The organism is Luteibacter sp. W1I16 (assembly GCF_050434905.1).
Taxonomy (GTDB): domain Bacteria; phylum Pseudomonadota; class Gammaproteobacteria; order Xanthomonadales; family Rhodanobacteraceae; genus Luteibacter.
In genome coordinates this window covers 2,179,843-2,196,895 of record NZ_JBNDJJ010000001.1, presented here as the reverse complement: position 1 = coordinate 2,196,895, position 17,053 = coordinate 2,179,843, and the positions used below count along the sequence as shown (strand labels likewise).

The 17,053-nt window shown below is 65.0% G+C and carries 12 protein-coding genes and 1 pseudogene; 9 read left to right on the top strand and 4 right to left on the bottom strand.

Annotated features, from left to right (window positions below; genetic code table 11):
* Positions 1-30: 30 nt before the first annotated feature.
* On the top strand, positions 31-897 hold the full coding sequence (locus tag QFZ41_RS09780; protein ID WP_429198587.1) for an NmrA family NAD(P)-binding protein: 867 nt from the start codon (positions 31-33) through the stop codon (positions 895-897).
* A 21-nt stretch (positions 898-918) separates the two neighbouring features.
* Here the strand turns inward: QFZ41_RS09780 and QFZ41_RS09775 are convergent, their stop codons facing one another.
* From QFZ41_RS09775 to QFZ41_RS09765, 3 genes are all read right to left on the bottom strand, one after another.
* Positions 919-1,599 carry a type 1 glutamine amidotransferase domain-containing protein gene (locus tag QFZ41_RS09775; RefSeq protein WP_429198586.1) on the bottom strand — a complete coding sequence of 227 codons (681 nt, stop codon included), beginning with the start codon at positions 1,597-1,599 and terminating at the stop codon, positions 919-921.
* Positions 1,600-1,665: 66 nt separating this feature from the next.
* Positions 1,666-2,274 (bottom strand): TetR/AcrR family transcriptional regulator, encoded by a 609-nt coding sequence (locus tag QFZ41_RS09770; protein WP_429198585.1) that lies wholly within the window; start codon positions 2,272-2,274, stop codon positions 1,666-1,668.
* 57 nt (positions 2,275-2,331) lie between these two features.
* Positions 2,332-2,919 carry a nucleotidyltransferase family protein gene (locus QFZ41_RS09765; RefSeq protein WP_429198584.1) on the bottom strand — a complete coding sequence of 196 codons (588 nt, stop codon included), beginning with the start codon at positions 2,917-2,919 and terminating at the stop codon, positions 2,332-2,334.
* 184 nt (positions 2,920-3,103) lie between these two features.
* Here QFZ41_RS09765 and QFZ41_RS09760 point away from each other — a divergent pair, with 184 nt between their 5' ends.
* The 3 genes and pseudogenes from QFZ41_RS09760 (at position 3,104) to QFZ41_RS09750 (ending at position 5,157) form a co-directional block, all read left to right on the top strand.
* Positions 3,104-4,351 carry a polyketide synthase gene (locus QFZ41_RS09760; RefSeq protein ID WP_429198583.1) on the top strand — a complete coding sequence of 416 codons (1,248 nt, stop codon included), beginning with the start codon at positions 3,104-3,106 and terminating at the stop codon, positions 4,349-4,351.
* Positions 4,317-4,808, top strand: a pseudogene (locus QFZ41_RS09755) (alpha/beta fold hydrolase); the annotation flags it as partial. The gene QFZ41_RS09760 and the pseudogene QFZ41_RS09755, both read left to right, overlap by 35 nt.
* 118 nt (positions 4,809-4,926) lie before the next feature.
* On the top strand, positions 4,927-5,157 hold the full coding sequence (locus QFZ41_RS09750; RefSeq protein WP_429200302.1) for an alpha/beta fold hydrolase: 231 nt from the start codon (positions 4,927-4,929) through the stop codon (positions 5,155-5,157).
* A gap of 30 nt (positions 5,158-5,187) precedes the next feature.
* On the opposite strand, the gene QFZ41_RS09745 is transcribed toward QFZ41_RS09750, so the two are convergent.
* Positions 5,188-5,844, bottom strand: coding sequence for a response regulator transcription factor (locus QFZ41_RS09745; RefSeq protein WP_429198582.1), 657 nt, complete (start codon positions 5,842-5,844; stop codon positions 5,188-5,190).
* 121 nt (positions 5,845-5,965) lie between these two features.
* On the opposite strand from QFZ41_RS09745, the gene QFZ41_RS09740 reads away from it, so the two are divergent.
* The 5 genes from QFZ41_RS09740 to QFZ41_RS09720 all read left to right on the top strand — a co-directional run bounded on the left by QFZ41_RS09740 (position 5,966) and on the right by QFZ41_RS09720 (position 17,051).
* On the top strand, positions 5,966-8,872 hold the full coding sequence (locus QFZ41_RS09740) for a sensor histidine kinase (protein ID WP_429198581.1): 2,907 nt from the start codon (positions 5,966-5,968) through the stop codon (positions 8,870-8,872).
* A gap of 71 nt (positions 8,873-8,943) precedes the next feature.
* Entirely contained in the window at positions 8,944-9,477 is a 534-nt protein-coding gene (locus QFZ41_RS09735) for a helix-turn-helix domain-containing protein (protein WP_429198580.1), read from the top strand.
* Positions 9,474-10,352: a glyoxalase gene (locus QFZ41_RS09730; RefSeq protein ID WP_429198579.1), complete on the top strand. Its 879-nt coding sequence runs from the start codon at positions 9,474-9,476 to the stop codon at positions 10,350-10,352. Before QFZ41_RS09735 ends, QFZ41_RS09730 begins: the two co-directional genes overlap by 4 nt.
* Positions 10,353-10,473: 121 nt before the next feature.
* Entirely contained in the window at positions 10,474-11,250 is a 777-nt protein-coding gene (locus QFZ41_RS09725) for an alpha/beta fold hydrolase (protein ID WP_429198578.1), read from the top strand.
* 620 nt (positions 11,251-11,870) lie between these two features.
* Positions 11,871-17,051 carry a YadA-like family protein gene (locus QFZ41_RS09720; RefSeq protein WP_429198577.1) on the top strand — a complete coding sequence of 1,727 codons (5,181 nt, stop codon included), beginning with the start codon at positions 11,871-11,873 and terminating at the stop codon, positions 17,049-17,051.
* Positions 17,052-17,053: the final 2 nt, after the last annotated feature.

Sequence of the window (17,053 nt, the reverse complement as noted above, 5' to 3'; positions counted from 1 at the left end):
TAGCCGCAATCGATTATTGAAAGGTGACCTATGTTCGCTATTACAGGCATTACCGGGCGTGTCGGCGGTGAGCTCGCCAACACCTTGCTCGCTGCGGGAAAGGGCATTCGCGCGATCGTTCGGGACGAAAGCAAGGCCCAGCCCTGGGCTGCCAAGGGCTGCGAGGTAGCCCTCGCCGACCTCGACGACGCGAAGTCTCTCACCGAGGCACTGCGTGGCGTGGAAGGAGCTTTTATCCTTTTCCCGCCAATCTACGACTCGGAACCAACGTTCCCTGAGCTACAGCCCCGTATCGACGCGGTCCGCCGCGCCCTGATCCAGGCGCGACCGGGCAAGGTCGTGGTGCTGTCGACGATCGGCGCCGACGCGGCCCAGCCGAACCTCTTGAACGCGCTCGGGATGGTCGAAGCCGCCTTGGCGGACGTGCCGCTTCCCATCACGTTCCTGCGCGCCGCCTGGTTTATCGAGAACGCGGAGTGGGATGTCGCGTCGGCGCGCGACGAAGGCGTGCTGCATTCTTACCTTCAGCCACTCGATCGTGGAGTGCCGATGATTTCCACCGTGGACGTCGGTCGCACCGCCGCCGCGCTGCTGATGGAAGATTGGGACGGGCACCGGATCGTCGAACTGGAAGCCACCGAGCGCGTGACGCCCCACCAGATGGCGGCGGCGTTCGGCCGTGCCTTGGGTCGGAGCGTCCATGCACAGGTCGTTCCACGTGATCAGTGGGAAACCATCTTCCGACAGCAGGGCATGCGTCACCCAACGCCGCGCATGCAGATGATCGACGGTTTCAATCAGGGTTGGATCGACTTCAAGGACCGGGGAACCCATGCACGGAAGGGGCGGGTCACCCTGGACGAGGCGATCACCCGTCTTGTCGGACGGAAGGGCTGAGGCGGTCATGGAAAAGGGAAGTCACGCCGATAGCTGCTTCATCAGCACCGCGGCGGCTTCCGAGGACGATGCGGGGTTCTGTCCGGTGATCAGCAAGCCGTCGGTGACGACGTAGGAGCCCCAGTCCGGACCCTTCGAATAGAGGCCGCCCTTGGCCTTGAGCTCGTCCTCGACCAGGAAGGGCACGACGTCCGTCAAGCCGACGCCGGCTTCCTCGGTGTTGGTGAAACCCGCGACCTGTTTGCCCTCGACCAGCGGCTTGCCATCGGCCGCCTTCACGTGGCGGAGCACGCCCGGCGCATGACAGACCAGCGCGACAGGCTTCCCTGCCTCGATGAAGGATTCGATCAAGGCGATGGAATGCTTGTCTTCGGCGAGGTCCCACAGCGGGCCATGGCCTCCCGGGTAGAACACGGCGTCGAAGTCTTCCTGTGACACGCTGTCCAGGCGCACGGTGTTGGCGAGCTGCGCGTTCGCCGCGGCATCCGCTTCGAAACGGCGCGTGACATCGGTCTGGAACGACGGCTCGTTGCTCTTCGGGTCCAGTGGCGGTTTGCCACCCTTGGGCGAGGCGAGGACGATCTCGGCACCTGCGTCCTTGAAGGTGTAGTAAGGCGCGGCGAGTTCTTCGAGCCAGAATCCCGTCTTGCGGCCGGTGTTGCCGAGTTCGTCGTGGGAGGTCAAAACGATGAGGACTTTCATGGAGGCTCTCCTGTATGTGTGTATGAAAAGTAGACCAGTCGTCTATCGACAAGGCATAAAAAAACCTCAGGGCGAGGACTGGAGGATCTGGCGAGTGGTGGCCATCGCCTTATGGAACGGCCCGGTGTTGCGAACGATCTTTACCATGACACTGGCGCCCAGCCACAGTTGGTAGAGGCTTTGGGCCACATCCACAGGCTTACCGTCGACGGAGAGGGAGCCATCCGCCACGCCGGCTTCGATCGCCTCGGCAAGGCGCTCGATGATTCCCGCGGTGCCTCGGTTGAGTGACGCGCGCATGGCTTCGGACAAATCCGCGACCTCCGCGCCGAGCTTCACCGCCAGGCACTTGCCCTGGCAGTCCTGGAAGGACTGGTTGTCCTGCCAGGCCTGGAAATAATTCTCCAGCTGGCGAGACACCGGCCCGCTCGCCTGACGCAAGGTGCGGTCCATGTCGGCGAGATAGTCTTCGAAGTAGTCCTCCAGCAGTGCCTCGCCGAACGCCTCCTTCGACCCGAAGTAGTGATAGAACGACCCCTTCGGCACGCCGGCCGCGGTCAACACCTCGTTGAGCCCGACGGCGGAGAAGCCCTTGCCGCCCATGATGCGCTGACCGGTCGCGAGGATCTTCTCGCGAACGTCGGTCGCTTCATTGATATGGGCGCTGGACTTCATGGGAGCTACTCTAGATCAAATTAGACCGGTCGTCTAGTTCTTTTTCCCGGTATATGGTCAGCCGTCGAGGAGGCCGGCGCCGACCGCACCAGCGAGGTCTTCCGGAGTGTCCAGGCGACGAGCGAGAGCGTCCCGACGAATGGCAGCGGGGTGGCCGGCGGTCCACAGACGGCGGAACGCCGCTTCGCCACGCAGCGTATGGATCTGCGCCACGGTCTGCGAGCGAAGCAAGGACGGCGGGCCGAGGGCGTCGCCGTAAGCTGAGACCACATCGCAGCTACCGTCATAGGCGATGAGCAGCTTGTCGAGGTGTTCCTGGGTGAGACAAGGCTGGTCGGCCATGGTGACCAGCAACGGATAGGACCGGCCGCTCAAGGCAGCGGCCGCACGACGAAGCGACGAGGCCATGCCTTCCTCCCACGAAGGGTCGAACACGATGGCCGTACCCGTGACCAACGGCGCCAATCGCTCTGCGTGCGCGCCGAGCACCACCAGCAGATGCGTAGGTCTGGTGGCCTTGGCCATGCGCACGGCGCGTTGGAGGAGCGTTTCACCACCGATGGTCAGCAGTTGCTTCGGCGTGCCTAGCTGTTCGCTCCCCTCGGCCGCCAGGACAACCGCGTCATGTGCCTCGCATCCACGCATATCGATTCCAGAAAAGACGATCAATCCATTTGCCTGTCCCGGTCACCGCTTGGTGCCGGGGAGCCGAATCCACCTAGGGAAGCCCTACGACCAGCGGAGTATTCCCATAAGAAGTTCCCGATGCATAGTGTGGGTAGCGTACTCGCGAGGAAGAAATGCTCGCGTCATACAAGGATGTAACGCCATGATCGCCATTGCGGGAATGAGTTGTCACTTTCCAGGCGCGGAGGGTCTCGACGCGTACTGGCGCCTTGTCAATGCCAATCGCTCCGCGATCAGCGACCCGCCTGCTCACCGGCGCGAGTTCATACGACAGGCGGCGCTGCTCATGCTGCCCGTGCGCGGCGGATATATCGAACATGAAGGCCGCTTCGACCGCCGCTTCTTCAATATGCCGGAGCGCGAAGCCGACAGGATGGACCCTCAGCAGAAGTTGGTTCTCCTGCACGCATGCAGGGCGTTCGAGGATGCGGGGCTTACCCTGGACGATGTCGGAGGTAGTCGAACCGGGGTATTCGTAGGAGCCATGGCCAACGACCTGGCGTATCTGAGGTGGGGCGATGTCGCGCAAACATTACCCGAGGACATCACAGGTAATGGCTTGTGCCTGATCGCCAACCGTCTTTCCTACGAACTGGACCTTCGTGGGCCCAGCATGACCATCGATTCCGCATGTTCGTCGTCGCTGGTGGCCATGCACCAGGCCGTCCGATCATTGCGCGAATTCGAATGCGATTTCGCCCTGGTTGCCGGTGTCAACGTCATCCTGTCCGCCTTGCTGCAAAAGTTCTACCGCGATGCGGGAGTCGGTGCCGCCGATGGCGGTTGCCATTCCTATAGCCGGGAGGCCAACGGAATCGGGCGCTCCGAGGGAGTAGGCGTGCTTCTTCTCCGCCGGGAGCAGGACTTGCCAAGGCGGCGCCGGCGAAGCTATGCCGCCGTAAATGCCACAGGTGTGAACCATGGCGGGCAGGCCATCAGATTCACCGCGCCAAGCGTCCAGGCGCAGGTGGAGTTGCTACAGCAGACCTATGCGAGAGCAGGGGTGCAGCCCCAAGAGATTGCCTACGTGGAGGGCCATGGCACCGGCACCCGCCAAGGTGACCTCATGGAGATAAGGGCGTTACAACAGGTGTTCAGTGGTCGCGATCCCCCGTGCTGGCTCGGCTCGGTAAAAAGCCTCATCGGGCATACGGAAGCGGCCTCGGGCATCGCTGGTTTGATCAAGGTCGCTCTCATGCTCCATTACGCGCACATTCCGCCCAGCGCGCACGCCGACTCGCCCGCCAATCTCCTCGACTCGTCTTCCCCCGTGCGCCTCGTGGAAGCGATGAGATCGCTGAATCCCCGGCGCAGGCATTTCATGGGAGTCAGCGCGTTCGGGCTGGGTGGTACCAATGCACATGTGCTTCTCACCTCCCATCATGCCTAAGATCCGGATCGCGGGAGAACCCATGTATTACATGGAGCGCGGCAACGGGCCCGCGGTTGTCCTTCTGCATAGCTACCTCGCAAATGCGTTCATGTGGTCGCCGCAAGTGCGGGCAATGGAAACGAACCACCGCGTGATCGTGCCCGAACTGTGGGGCCACGGCAGTTCTGGGCATCTGCCGCAGGTGACGAGCGATCTATCGGGCCTGGCAAACCAGGTGGGTGAACTCATGGAGAAGCTGGAACTACACGAGTACGCCTTGATCGGACAATCGGTTGGGGGAATGCTGGCGGGAGAACTCGCTGCGGCCTATCCCCATAGGATCACGAGGCTGGTGCTCATGGCGACCTACCTGGGTGAAGAGAGCGCGGTATCACGCACGAGATTCATGGATCTCCTTGACCGGATCGACGCACGAGGATGCATCGATCCTCCTTTGCTAGAAGAACTCATGCCCATATTCTTCGGGCCGTACGGTTCAGCGGAAACCGTTGCCCTGAAGGTCTCGTTCCGGAGGCAGGTGTCAGCTTTAATGGCCGGACCAACTGAAGCGGAGCATCGTTCCCATCGGCCGCATGATCTTCGAGCGCCGCAGCTTACTCGCGGGCCTGAAATACATCGCCGGCGATTCGATGATGGTGTTATGCGGAGAGCACGACAAAATACGTCCTCCGGCCGAATCCATTCATATGGCGCGACTGGCGGGTTGCCGATACGTGGAGGTTCCCGACGCAGGTCATATTCCCAATCTGGAATCCTCGGCATTCGTCACGCGCGCACTCGTCGATTTCATCGATGGGCATTGAATTCCCAACCCCGCCTTCTCACGAGTTGGCCTAACGGAAGAACCCCCGCTCCAGCGCGATGGCCAGCGCATGCGAGGGATTGCTGGCGTGCAGTTTGCCCATCGCGTTCGACAGGTATTCCTTCACCGTTTCCGGGGATAGCCCCAGGCGCTGCGCGATCTGCTTGTTCGACAAGCCCGCGCCAACGCCGCGCAGCACGGCGATCTCCCGCTCGGTGAGGCATTCGTCGGCGCTGATCTCCCGCTCGGTGAGGCATTCGTCGGCGCTGTGTTCCGCCAACTGTTGCGCCACCTCGGAGGACACCCGTTGTTCGCCGGCGTAGATGGACCGCACGGTCGAGACGAGGTCGTCGGCAAGCGAGGTTTTCAGGAGATAGCCTTGGGCCCCCGCGGCCAGCGCGCGTCGCGCGGACGCATCGCCTGCGTAGGTGGTCAGCATGACGACCTTGGCCAGCGGGTCGATCGACCGCATCGCGACGATGACCTGATCACCGGACAGGTCGGGCAACATCAGGTCCACCACGGCGACATCCGGACGCAGGGTCCGGAACGCCTCGATCGCCGACTTCCCCGTGTCCGCTTCACCCGCCACGACCATGCCTGGATCGGAAGACAACATCGCCACCACACCCGCGCGAAAGAGCGGATGGTCGTCGACAACCAGGATGCTAAGAGGCCGTGCGGTCATGGAGGCCGTCGAATCGGTAAGGGCGCGAGCTTACCCTAGCCGGCCCGCGCGGTTCTGGCCATGGTGCTGGAAGCGCGCCGTGGCAGAGGTCAGAATAGCTCTCGCTTCCCGGGTTTTCCTCATGGCACGCCGCTCGCTGGCAAGGCTGACGTTTCTTTCCCTGTTCGGGCTGTTCGCATGGACCGGCGCCGCCGTGGCCGCGGCACCGGTAACGCCGATCGCTCAATGGCAGCACACGATTTTCACCGCGAAAGATGGCGCGCCCGCGGAAATCAAGGCGATGGCCCAGGACCGTGACGGCTTCCTGTGGTTTGGCGGGTCGACGGGGTTGTTCCGGTTCGATGGCGTGTCCTTCGACGGCAGCCTGACGGAACGGCTGCCCCAGCAGTCGATCATGTCCTTGCTCGCCGCGCGGGATGGCAGCCTGTGGGTTGGCGACCGGCACGGCTACATCACGCATGTCGACCATGGAAAGGCCACCGTCTACTCGCTCGACGGCGACAAGTCGACGGTGATGCAATTCGCCGAACGGGCCGACGGTTCGCTCTGGGCGGTGACCCCGCGTGCCGCCTATCGCTTCGACGGCGCGCAGTGGCGGAACCGGAAGGCTGGGCCCTTCATGCAGGCGATACACGCGCCGGATGGTTCGCTGTTCCTCTTGAGCCGTGCAACGAACGACCGTACGGCCTGGCGCCTCGGCCCGGGCGAGAAGGACTTTGCACCGTCGACGATCGAAGTGGCACGGGAGGCCGTGCTGGGCCGAAAGGGCACGTCGTGGCGTCCCGACACGATGATCGCCGACGAAGTAGTCGATGGCGAAGGCGCGCTCTGGGTCGGCACTGAGACAGGCATCGAGCGCCTTTCCTGGCCGGGCAGCGGAGACCCGAGCGAGCCGCCGCTCAGGGAGTCGTATGCCCGCGCCCAGGGCCTGGGCGGAGCGCAGGCACTGGCCACGCTGCGCGATCGTGAAGGCAACCTCTGGGTCTCCACGCCCGCCACCATCGAGCAGTTCCGGCTGGGCAAGTTCCGCCGCCTGGCCCTGCCCGCCGACAGCTACCTGCCCGCCATCGCCGTGGACGGACGCGGCCACCTCTGGGCCAGCCGGCTCAACGACACCGTGATGGAGTTCGGTAGCGGCAGTCCACGCACCTGGCCCGGGGCGGGCAAGCGCGTCGGTGTCGCGGCGACGGGCACGGACGGCTCGGTGCTGATGGTCGGCAGTGGCGGCCTCGTTCGTATGGACGGCCGGACGGTGGCGCATATTCCGCTGTTTCCGTCGATCCGCGCGGGTGACACCGGATTCCGCGCCCTGGCGCAAGCTCGCGACGGATCGGTCTGGGTCGGCATCGGCCCCGCGTATCGGCACAAGGACGGCGACGCACGCCTGATGGGTGCCGATGCCGGCCTGCCGGACCGGCCGAACCACCTGTGGGCGATCGCGCGGCGCACCGATCACGGGTTGTGGCTGGCCTATAACGACAACACGCTCGCGATGTCCGAGGACGATGGTAGGGAAGCCCGAGTGTTCACCACCACCGATGGCATCGACGTTGGCCACATCTACGCGATCTGGCCGCACGATGGTGGCGTGTGGATCACGGGCCAGCGTGGCGTCCAGTTCTTCCATCCCGGCGAACCGATCGCGAACCTGCGCTTGCGCGGCGGGGAAACCGTCCGCGAAGCCTCCGGCATCGTGCAGCGTCCGGACGGATCGTTGTGGATCAACACGATCCATGGGCTCTACCGCGTCGATCCTGCCTCGATGGCTGCCTGGTGGCGGGCGCACGATAGCGAGGTCGGCTACGAGCGCTTCGACGAACGGGATGGACTCCAGGGCGTGCGTGATTCGCGACCGGCGCCGTCACTGGTGCCGGGGTCGGACGGTCTGCTCTGGATCGCCTCCGACACCGGCATCGCTTCCATCGACGCGGATCGCATTCCTCGCAACATGATCGCCCCCGTGGCCGTCGTGCGGGAAATCAACGGCGAACGCGTGGATGGGCCGGTCGAACTGCCCGCCGGGAGCCGTCGTCTGGAGATCGCGTATTCCGCGCCGGTGCTCGGCGTGCCGACGCGCGCACACTTCGCCTATCGCCTGCAAGGACTCGAAACGGCGTGGCAGGATGTCGGCAACGTCCGTCATGTCTCGTACACCAACCTGGGTCCGGGCGCTTACCGCTTCGAACTCAAGGCGGCGAACGAGGACGGCGTCTGGTCTCGCGTTCCCGCTGCCGTCGACATACGTATCGCGCCTTTCTTTTACCAGTCATGGTGGTTCAGGACGCTCTGCGGCCTGGCCTTGCTCGGCCTGCTGTACCTCGCATACCTCTGGCGGCTGCGGAGCCTGGGCATATTGATCTGTGCGCGGCTGCTGGAACGCGAGCGCATCGCGCGCGACCTGCATGACACCCTGCTGCAAAGCATGCAGGGCGTGCTGCTGCGGGTGAAGGTTGCCGCCGACACCATCAAGGAGCCCGAGACGCGCGACAAGCTGGAACTCGCCTTGAAGGCGACACAGGATGCCCTCGTCGAGGGTCGGCGCAAGATCGTCGGCCTGCGCGGTACGCGAGGCGATGCCAGCAGCCTCGCCGAGCGGCTTCAGGCATACGCCGCCGAGGTCATGGCCGATGATGCCGCCGTCATCGCGGTTTCGACGGCGGGCCGGCCGCGTTCGTTGAATCCCGCCGCGGAAGACGATATCGAGGCGATCGTTTTCGAGCTTCTGTCCAACGCCGCACGGCACGCGCAGGCGGAACGGGTGGACGTGCGGATCACCTTCGCGCGGCGTCGGTTCGAAGTGGAAGTGCGCGATGACGGCAAGGGCATGCAAGGCGGCCGTACCGGCGATCGACCGTCGTTCGGGCTGATCGGCATTCGCGAACGAGCCGAGAAGCTCGCCAGCCGCCTGACGATTCGTCCCCGTTCGCCGAAGGGTACGCAGGCGATGCTGCGCGTGCCGGGCCCCGTGGCCTACTGGTTACCCGAGCGGACGGTGGCGCGCCTGCGCTCGAGGCCGTGGTTCCGTTGACCTGCCGGTAAGCGCGTCCCCCCATCCAGGGGGTCACGCACGTGACATGGCCGGATAGCATCCCAGGCAAGATGCAACACGAAGCGATCGCGCCGCGTAACAACCCAAGCCATGCCCGGACGCGCGTGGTGCGGCAGCTCCTGAACCAGGCGCTCCGCCAGCTCGCCGATTTCGACCGCGCGGACCGCGCCGCCTGTGCGCACTACATCGCGCAGGCATTGCGCATACACCGCGAGTCCACCCAGGGGCATGGCGCCCGGCGCCCCGGGACCGGCCTGGCGCCTTGGCAAGTAAAGACCGTGAAGGAACTGGCGCTGTCACGACTCGACGCGCCACTGGCGGTCACCGAACTAGCGACGGCGTGTAACCTGTCGCGAGGGTATTTCACCCGCGCGTTCAAGGCGACCTTCGGCGTGAGTCCACATCGCTGGCGCCATGGAAAGCGTCTGGAACAAGCGTGCCACCGTCTCATACACTCCGACGAAGCCATCGCCGATATAGCCATCGCCTTCGGCTTCAACGACCAGGCCCACTTCACGCGAGCCTTCAAGAGCGCCATGGGCATCACACCGAACGTCTACCGAAGGCGCAGCAATTCACCATGACGCGAACACAGGCTTTCTTCTTATCCCTCGCACTGGCCGTCACGCCGGCAACCTTCGCGTCCACGCGGGATGTCTCGGTAGGTCCGCAATACGACACCACCCATGTTTACGTTTCCGCCGGGGACATGGACGCCTTCGTTCGCAGTTTCACCGCCACGTTCGAAGGCCAGCCGACGACGCCCGTGGCCGTCACGGTGACGCCGACACCGTCGAAGACGCTATCGCAAGTGGTGCGGACGCCTTCCGGTGCGATCTCCGTCTTCGGCTTCCAGACGCCGGTACCGTATCCGTTCGGGCTGGAGCGCACGGGCTATCTGGTCACCAACGTGGACGACGCCGTCAAGGCGGCCAACGCGGCCGGCGCCGCGACGCTGGTAGCGCCGTTCGACGATCCCATCGGACGCGACGCCGTGGTCAGCTTTCCGGGTGGCGTCAACACGCAGCTCTACTGGCATACGGCGAAGTCGACTTCGGCCCCGCTCGAACACGTGCCGGAGAACCGGATCTACCTGCCGGTCCAGTCGGCCGATGCGTTCGTGAAGGCCTTCGTCGCGTTCGCGCATGGCAAGGTCGTATCGGACGATCGCAAGGCGTCCGCGGTCGAGATCGGCCGTAGCGGAGGCACGTACCGGCGCATCCGCATCGTCTCGGGGTTCGGCAAGGCCACGGTACTGGTGACCGATGGGCATCTCGACTGGCCTTACGGCACGGAACTCACCGGGTACGAGGTAGGCGACCTGGACGCCACCTTGCGCCGTGCGCGTGACAGCGGTGCGACGGTGGTCGTGGCAGCGCACGCCGAGGGTGATCGGCGTGCGGCGATGGTCAGGTTCCCCGGCGGGTACGTCGCCGAAATCCATGGCGCGGCGAACTGAAACGGTTGGTGATATCTGCTGCTTCGCCCGTGCGAACGCCTGCCGATATTTCAATCGCACACGACAGCGGCTCCCTAAGCTCCTGAAAGGTCACCCGACCCTTCACCACCAGGAGCAACCCTTGAAAAAGAACATCTTGTTTCGCCTGACCACGGCGATCGCACTCGCTGGCGCCTCGTTCGCTTCCGCGCAGGCCGCGGAAGCCGCCAGGCCGACCATCGTCCTCGTCCATGGCGCATGGGCGGACGGCTCCAGCTGGAGCAAGGTCATTCCGCTGCTGCAGGCCAAGGGCTACACCGTGCTCGCGGTGCAGAATCCGCTCACTTCGCTGGCCGCGGACGTCGCCGCCACGAAGCAGGTATTGCAGTCGGCCACGGCGCCGGTGGTTCTCGTCGGCCACAGCTGGGCCGGCACGGTGATCACCGAAGCCGGTAACGATCCCAAGGTCGCGGCGCTCGTCTATGTCGCGGCGTTCGCCAACGACGATGGCCAGTCGGCCGGAGAACTGGTCAACGCATACGCGAAGACGCCGGCGCTCGGCACCATCCGTGACGATGGCCATGGCTTCCTCTACCAGACGGAGCAGGGCGTGCTCGAGAACTTCGCACCCGACCTTCCGCGAGTCGAGGCGAAGACGCTGGCAGTGACGCAGGGCGCGCTGGCCGCCAGCACGTTCGGCGACAAGGTCACCACCGCCGCATGGAAAACCCATCCCACCTGGTACATCGTCTCGGCCAACGACCGGGTCATCAACCCGCAGCTGGAGCGCGACGTGGCGAAGCGGATGAACGCGCATACCACGGTGCTCCCTTCGAGTCACGTTTCGCTGCTTTCGCATCCGCGCGAGGTGGCCAAGGTGATCGAGGAAGCCGCCGACGCGGTGAGCAAGAAGGATTGATGCCGTCGGGGCAGGAGGCTTCGCCTCTTGCCCCGTACCGAGTTTGCCGAAACGGCACATCTTTTGCGCGTTGAAGCAACCGCCGTGCCACGTTTGTCCTGAAAATCGACATCAAGAAAACGTGATGATTTTGTGAGAAGAGTGTCACGATTTAGATCGTGCATATCTCTCCTGTAGGAGTAATTGCGCTATAAAAAAACCACGGGTCAGGTTCCGGCATCCATGCCGGCTGAACCATGGAAGAAAGCTGCAGGGGGAGTAGCTCACGCGATGGATAATTCGTACCCATCCAGGTGGATTAGCGAGCGGAATATCCGGACAGGCCCTCGCCTGTGCCGAAGCCATTCCAGCTTTCCCCGAGCCGGGAACCCCGGCTTTGCCCGTACCGGCGCCCAACATCCCCCGCCCTCGGCGCATCACCGATTACGACCAAGCCTGGCTTGAGACGTCCCGTCGTTCGATGGGACGCGTGACGTCCGCGCGTGATCGCGCGCGGACGTAAATAAGAAGAAAGCACCCCTCCATCCGGACGCGTTCCTGCGTTCGCGGACCTTTGCGCGCCTGCGTTTCAGTTCCCCACCACGCTCCTCGGTGCATCAGCCCATGCAGAAGGAAATCGTATGAACAAGATCCACAGCAAAGTCTGGAACCGCGCGCTGAACCAGCTCGTGGTCGCTTCCGAGATCGCTACATGCCATCGCGGTGGCAGTTCGGGACAAGCAAGCGGCAGATCGCCTGCGCGCGGCCTGGCTCCCATGGCCCTGACCCTGCTGATGGCCGCGGGATGGGTCGGATGGAGCGGAGCGGCGGATGCACAGGCGGTCGATTGCACGGCGGCGCCCTATAACGCCTATGCCAGCACCGCGTCGTGCATGGGGTATTCGGCTGCCGCCAGCGGGATCGGGGCAACGGCCGTCGGGTCGCTGGCAAGGGCCAACGTATTGGGCGCCCTTGCGCTCGGCTATAGCTCGACTGTAAATGCCCAGAACGGAATAGCCGTTGGCTTCGGCGCCTATTCCAATGCCGTCAATTCGATCTACCTTGGCGCGCGTACTGCCAACGGCACGGGCGCACTCGCTGGCGGTGCCATCGGCATCGGCACGGACGTAACGGCCTCTGGTCCGAACGCGATCGCCATCGGAACCCAGGCCATCGCGAACGACTCGTCGAACGTCGCGCTTGGCTTGTCCGCTCATGCGACCGGTCTTGAAAGCACCGCGCTCGGTTATGCGACCAACGCGACTGGCGTCAACTCGACAGCCATCGGCAACCAGATCACCGCGGCTGGCGCGGGGAGCATTGCCCTCGGCGCCAATACTGGCGTCATGGTCGATGCCGGTTCGACCAATAGCTTCGCGGGCGGTTGGGGCGCGAAGGTCACCGGTGCGCCCAATGCCGTGGCCCTGGGTACGTTCGCCGCCGCGAATAACGGACAGGCCACCGCCCTGGGCGGATTCACGGTAGCCACGGGGGAAGGAGCGACAGCCGCGGGTCTTTCGTCGCAAGCGGTTTTCGCCCATTCGACCGCCATCGGCTGGCAGGCATATTCGACGGCCCTCAATGCGGTCTACCTGGGAGCCCGCACCGTTGGGACAGGTGCATCGGCCGAATCGGCCATCGCCATCGGCACGGACGTGACTTCGTCGGGTGTCTACTCGATCGGCATGGGCTTGCAGGCGAACGCTAGCCAGGCCGACGCGATCGCCATCGGCAGGCAGGCAAACGCGACGGGTATCAATTCCATCTACGTGGGCGCGCTTCAAAGCGGCGTGGCGGGCGGTGGTGCCACGGCGAACAACGCCATCGCGCTCGGTATCGACATCGTCGCCAGCGGCGTGGGCGCGGTCGGCATAGGTAACTTCACGCTGGCGTCGGGCACGAACAGCACCGCCGTGGGCGGCAGTTCCGCGACAGCGACGAACGCGCTGGCGCTGGGCCGCGCGAACACCGCGTCGGGCACCAACAGCGTGGCGGCCGGTACGTCCTCGCAGGCGCAAGCGGCCTCCACCGTCGCGATTGGCGATACGAACACTGTCGCCGCGGGCGCAGGCGCGGGTTCGTTCGCCGGCGGTCATAACTCGCAGGTGCTCGGTGGTCTCGGCGCCGTGGCCCTGGGTGAAGCGCAGGTCGCCAACGGCAACGGCGCGGTGGCCATCGGCGATCCCAACTCCGCCATCGGCAATGGCGCCGTGACCGTCGGTTCGAACAACACGGCGAACGGCGATGGCGCCGTGGCGGCGGGTAACGGCAACAACGCCCAAGGTGTGGGTTCGGTAGCCCTGGGCAACGCCAGCAGCGCACTCGGCGCCGGCTCGGTCGCCTTCGGCAACACCGCCACGGCGAACAACGCCAACGACGTCGCGTTGGGTTCCGGTTCGACCACCACGACGGCGGTGGGCACGGCGAGCGCCACCATCAACGGCACCACCTACGCGTTCGCAGGCACCACGCCCGGAAGCACGGTGAGCGTGGGTGCCGCCGGCGCAGAGCGGACCATCACCAACGTGGCCGCAGGCCGCATCGACGGCGGCAGCACCGATGCCATCAATGGGTCGCAGTTGTTCGCGGCCAACCAGGCAATCGATACAGTGGGCACCACCGTAACGAACCTCGGTAACACCATCGCCACGACCATCGGCGGCGGCACCACCTACGATCCCAGCACGGGCAACATCACCACCAACGTCACCTACGGCGGCAATACCTATGCCTCGCTGCAGCAGATCTTCAACCAGATCGGTGGCGACATATCAGCGAGCGCCGTTCACTATTACAGCGTCAACGACAACGGCACCCCGGGCGCGAACTACGCCAACGACGGCGCGACCGGCCTCAATGCGCTGGCCGCGGGTGTCGGTGCCACGGCCACCGCCGACAATGGTACGGCGCTGGGCCAGGGCACGGGCGTGTCCGTGCTGGGTGGCGTCGCATTGGGTTCCGGCGCCGTCTCCGACCGCGCCATCGCGCCGACGTCCGGTTCGATCCTCGTGGGCACCAACGTCATTCCATACAACACCACCGATCGCACCTTGCTTGGCTCCGTGTCCGTCGGCAACGCCACGGACTTCCGCCAGGTCACCAACGTGGCGGATGGCACGGAAGACCAGGACGCGGTGACCTTGCGCCAGTTGAAGGGGGCGATGAGTTCATTCTCGGTCACGCCGATCAAGTACTTCCACGCCAATTCCGCCGCCACCGACTCGGCGGCCATTGGTGCCGAATCCGTCGCTATCGGTCCGCAGACCACGGTGAACGGCGATAACGGCATCGGCATGGGCAACGGTGCGATCGTGCAGCAGACCGCACCGGGTGGCACGGCGATCGGCCAGAACGCGACGGTGAATCTCGCCGATGGCGTGGCGCTGGGCACCAATGCGGTGTCGAACGGTATCCAGGCGTTGGCGCTGGGCCCGGGCTCGCAGGCGGCATTCGCCGGTAGCGTGGCGCTGGGTGCGGGTTCCGCGACGGACGCGGCGGTGGGTACCACCAACACGGTGATCAACGGCACCACCTACGCGTTCGCGGGCACGACACCGGGCTCGACGGTGAGCGTGGGCGCGGCCGGTGCGGAGCGGACCATCACGAACGTGGCGGCGGGCCGCATCGACGGCGGCAGTACGGATGCGATCAATGGTTCCCAGTTGTTCGCGACGAACCAGGCGATCGGCACCGTCGGCACCAGCGTCACCAACCTGGGCAACACGGTGACCAACCTCGGTGATTCGATCGCGAACAGTTACGGCGGCGGCACCACCTACGATCCGGCCACCGGCACGATCAATGCCAGCATCACCTACGGTGGCAACACTTACGGGTCGCTGCAGCAGGTCTTCAACCAGATCGACACCGGTGGCATCAAGTATTTCCACGCCAATTCCAACCTGGCCGACTCGCTGCCGAACGGCTTGAACAGCGTGGCGATCGGACCTGTGTCGACAGCCAACACGGAAAACGCCGTATCGATCGGTAACGGCGCCACCGCGGGAGCCAACGTGGGCGATGTGGCCTTGGGTGCGGGTAGCACCACCGGTACGGTGGTCCAGACCGCCAGCGGAACCATCGCAGGTAACACCTACGCGTACGCCGGCAACACGCCCGGCAGCACGGTGAGCGTCGGCACGGTGGGCGCCGAGCGCACCATCACCAACGTCGCGGCAGGACAGGTGAACGGCAACAGCACGGATGCGATCAATGGCTCACAGTTGTTCGCCACCAACCAGGCGCTGGAAACCCTGAACGACACGGTGGCGGCCAACGCCATCCACTACTACAGCGTCAACGACAACGGCACGCAGGGCGGCAACTACGCCAACGACGGTGCGACCGGCATCAACGCACTGGCGGCAGGTGTCGGCGCGACGGCCACCGCCGACAACGCCACGGCGCTGGGCCAGGGCACGGGCGTGTCGGTGCTGGGAGGCGTGGCGCTGGGTTCGGGTGCCGTGTCCGATCGCGCGATCGCTCCCACGTCGGGTTCGATCCTCGTGGGCACCAACGTGATTCCCTACAACACCACCGACCGCACGCTGCTCGGCGCTGTATCGGTGGGCAACGCCACGGACTTCCGCCAGATCACCAACCTTGCGGACGGCACGCAAGACCAGGATGCGGTGTCCTTGCGTCAGCTGAAGGGCGCGATGAGCTCGTTCTCGGTAACGCCGATCAAGTACTTCCATGCCAACTCCACCGCTTCCGATTCGTTGGCGGCCGGTGCCGAGTCGGTGGCGATCGGCCCGCAGACCACGGTGAACGGCGATAACGGCATCGGCATGGGTAACGGTGCGATCGTGCAGCAGACCGCACCGGGTGGCACGGCGATCGGCCAGAACGCCACGGTGAACCTCGCCGATGGTGTCGCGCTGGGCACCAACGCAGTCTCGAACGGTATCCAGGCGCTGGCCCTGGGCGCGGGTTCGCAGGCGGCATTCGCCGGTAGCGTGGCGCTGGGTGCGGGTTCGTCGACGGAGGCGGCGGTGGGTACGGCCAGCACCACGCTCAACGGCACCACCTATGCGTTCGCGGGCACGACACCGGGCTCGACGGTGAGCGTCGGCGCGTCGGGCGCCGAGCGTACGATCACCAACCTGGCGGCTGGACGGATCAGCGGCAGCAGCACGGACGCGATCAATGGTTCGCAATTGTACGCGACCAACCAGACGCTGGAGTTGCTGGGCTCGCAGATCATCAACCTGTCGAACGCCGTCAACAACTTCCCCACCGGTGGCGGTGGCGGCAACACCAACAACACGTACCAGAACAGCGGCGACAACAACACCGCCTCGACCGCCACGGGCGACAACAGCACGGCGATCGGCGCCGGTTCGTCGGCCACGGGTGACAACAGCGTCGCCATCGGCGCGGGTTCGGTGGCCAACCAGTCCAACACCGTCTCGGTCGGTTCGGTGGGTAACGAACGCACGGTCACCAACGTGGCGGCCGGTGTGAACAGCACCGACGCGGTGAACGTGGGTCAGTTGGACCAGGCGATCGAGAGCGCGAAGAACTGGACCAAGAGCTACGTCGACCAGCGCTTCCAGAGCGTCGACCAGGAACTCAACCGCATCGGCAACCGCGCCAACGCCGGCATCGCCTCGGCGATGGCCATGGCCAGCCTTCCGCAGGCCTACCAGCCGAACCAGAACGCGGCGGCGGTGGCGGTCGGCAGCTTCCATGGCGAGACCGGCATCGCCGTCGGCATGTCGACGATCACGGAAAGCGGACGCTACATCATGAAGCTCAACGCCACGACGAACTCGCGCGGCGATGCCGGCGCGGGCATTGGCGCGGGCGTGGTGTGGTGAGG

Bases quoted from the DNA above. Each gene is read 5' to 3' on its own strand.
- QFZ41_RS09745 (WP_429198582.1), bottom strand. From the start codon at position 5,844: ATGACCGCACGGCCTCTTAGCATCCTGGTTGTCGACGACCATCCGCTC.
- QFZ41_RS09775 (WP_429198586.1), bottom strand. From the start codon at position 1,599: ATGAAAGTCCTCATCGTTTTGACCTCCCACGACGAACTCGGCAACACC.
- QFZ41_RS09750 (WP_429200302.1), top strand. From the start codon at position 4,927: ATGATCTTCGAGCGCCGCAGCTTACTCGCGGGCCTGAAATACATCGCC.
- QFZ41_RS09760 (WP_429198583.1), top strand. From the start codon at position 3,104: ATGATCGCCATTGCGGGAATGAGTTGTCACTTTCCAGGCGCGGAGGGT.
- QFZ41_RS09720 (WP_429198577.1), top strand. From the start codon at position 11,871: ATGAACAAGATCCACAGCAAAGTCTGGAACCGCGCGCTGAACCAGCTC.
- QFZ41_RS09730 (WP_429198579.1), top strand. From the start codon at position 9,474: ATGACGCGAACACAGGCTTTCTTCTTATCCCTCGCACTGGCCGTCACG.
- QFZ41_RS09735 (WP_429198580.1), top strand. From the start codon at position 8,944: ATGCAACACGAAGCGATCGCGCCGCGTAACAACCCAAGCCATGCCCGG.
- QFZ41_RS09740 (WP_429198581.1), top strand. From the start codon at position 5,966: ATGGCACGCCGCTCGCTGGCAAGGCTGACGTTTCTTTCCCTGTTCGGG.
- QFZ41_RS09765 (WP_429198584.1), bottom strand. From the start codon at position 2,919: ATGCGTGGATGCGAGGCACATGACGCGGTTGTCCTGGCGGCCGAGGGG.
- QFZ41_RS09780 (WP_429198587.1), top strand. From the start codon at position 31: ATGTTCGCTATTACAGGCATTACCGGGCGTGTCGGCGGTGAGCTCGCC.
- QFZ41_RS09770 (WP_429198585.1), bottom strand. From the start codon at position 2,274: ATGAAGTCCAGCGCCCATATCAATGAAGCGACCGACGTTCGCGAGAAG.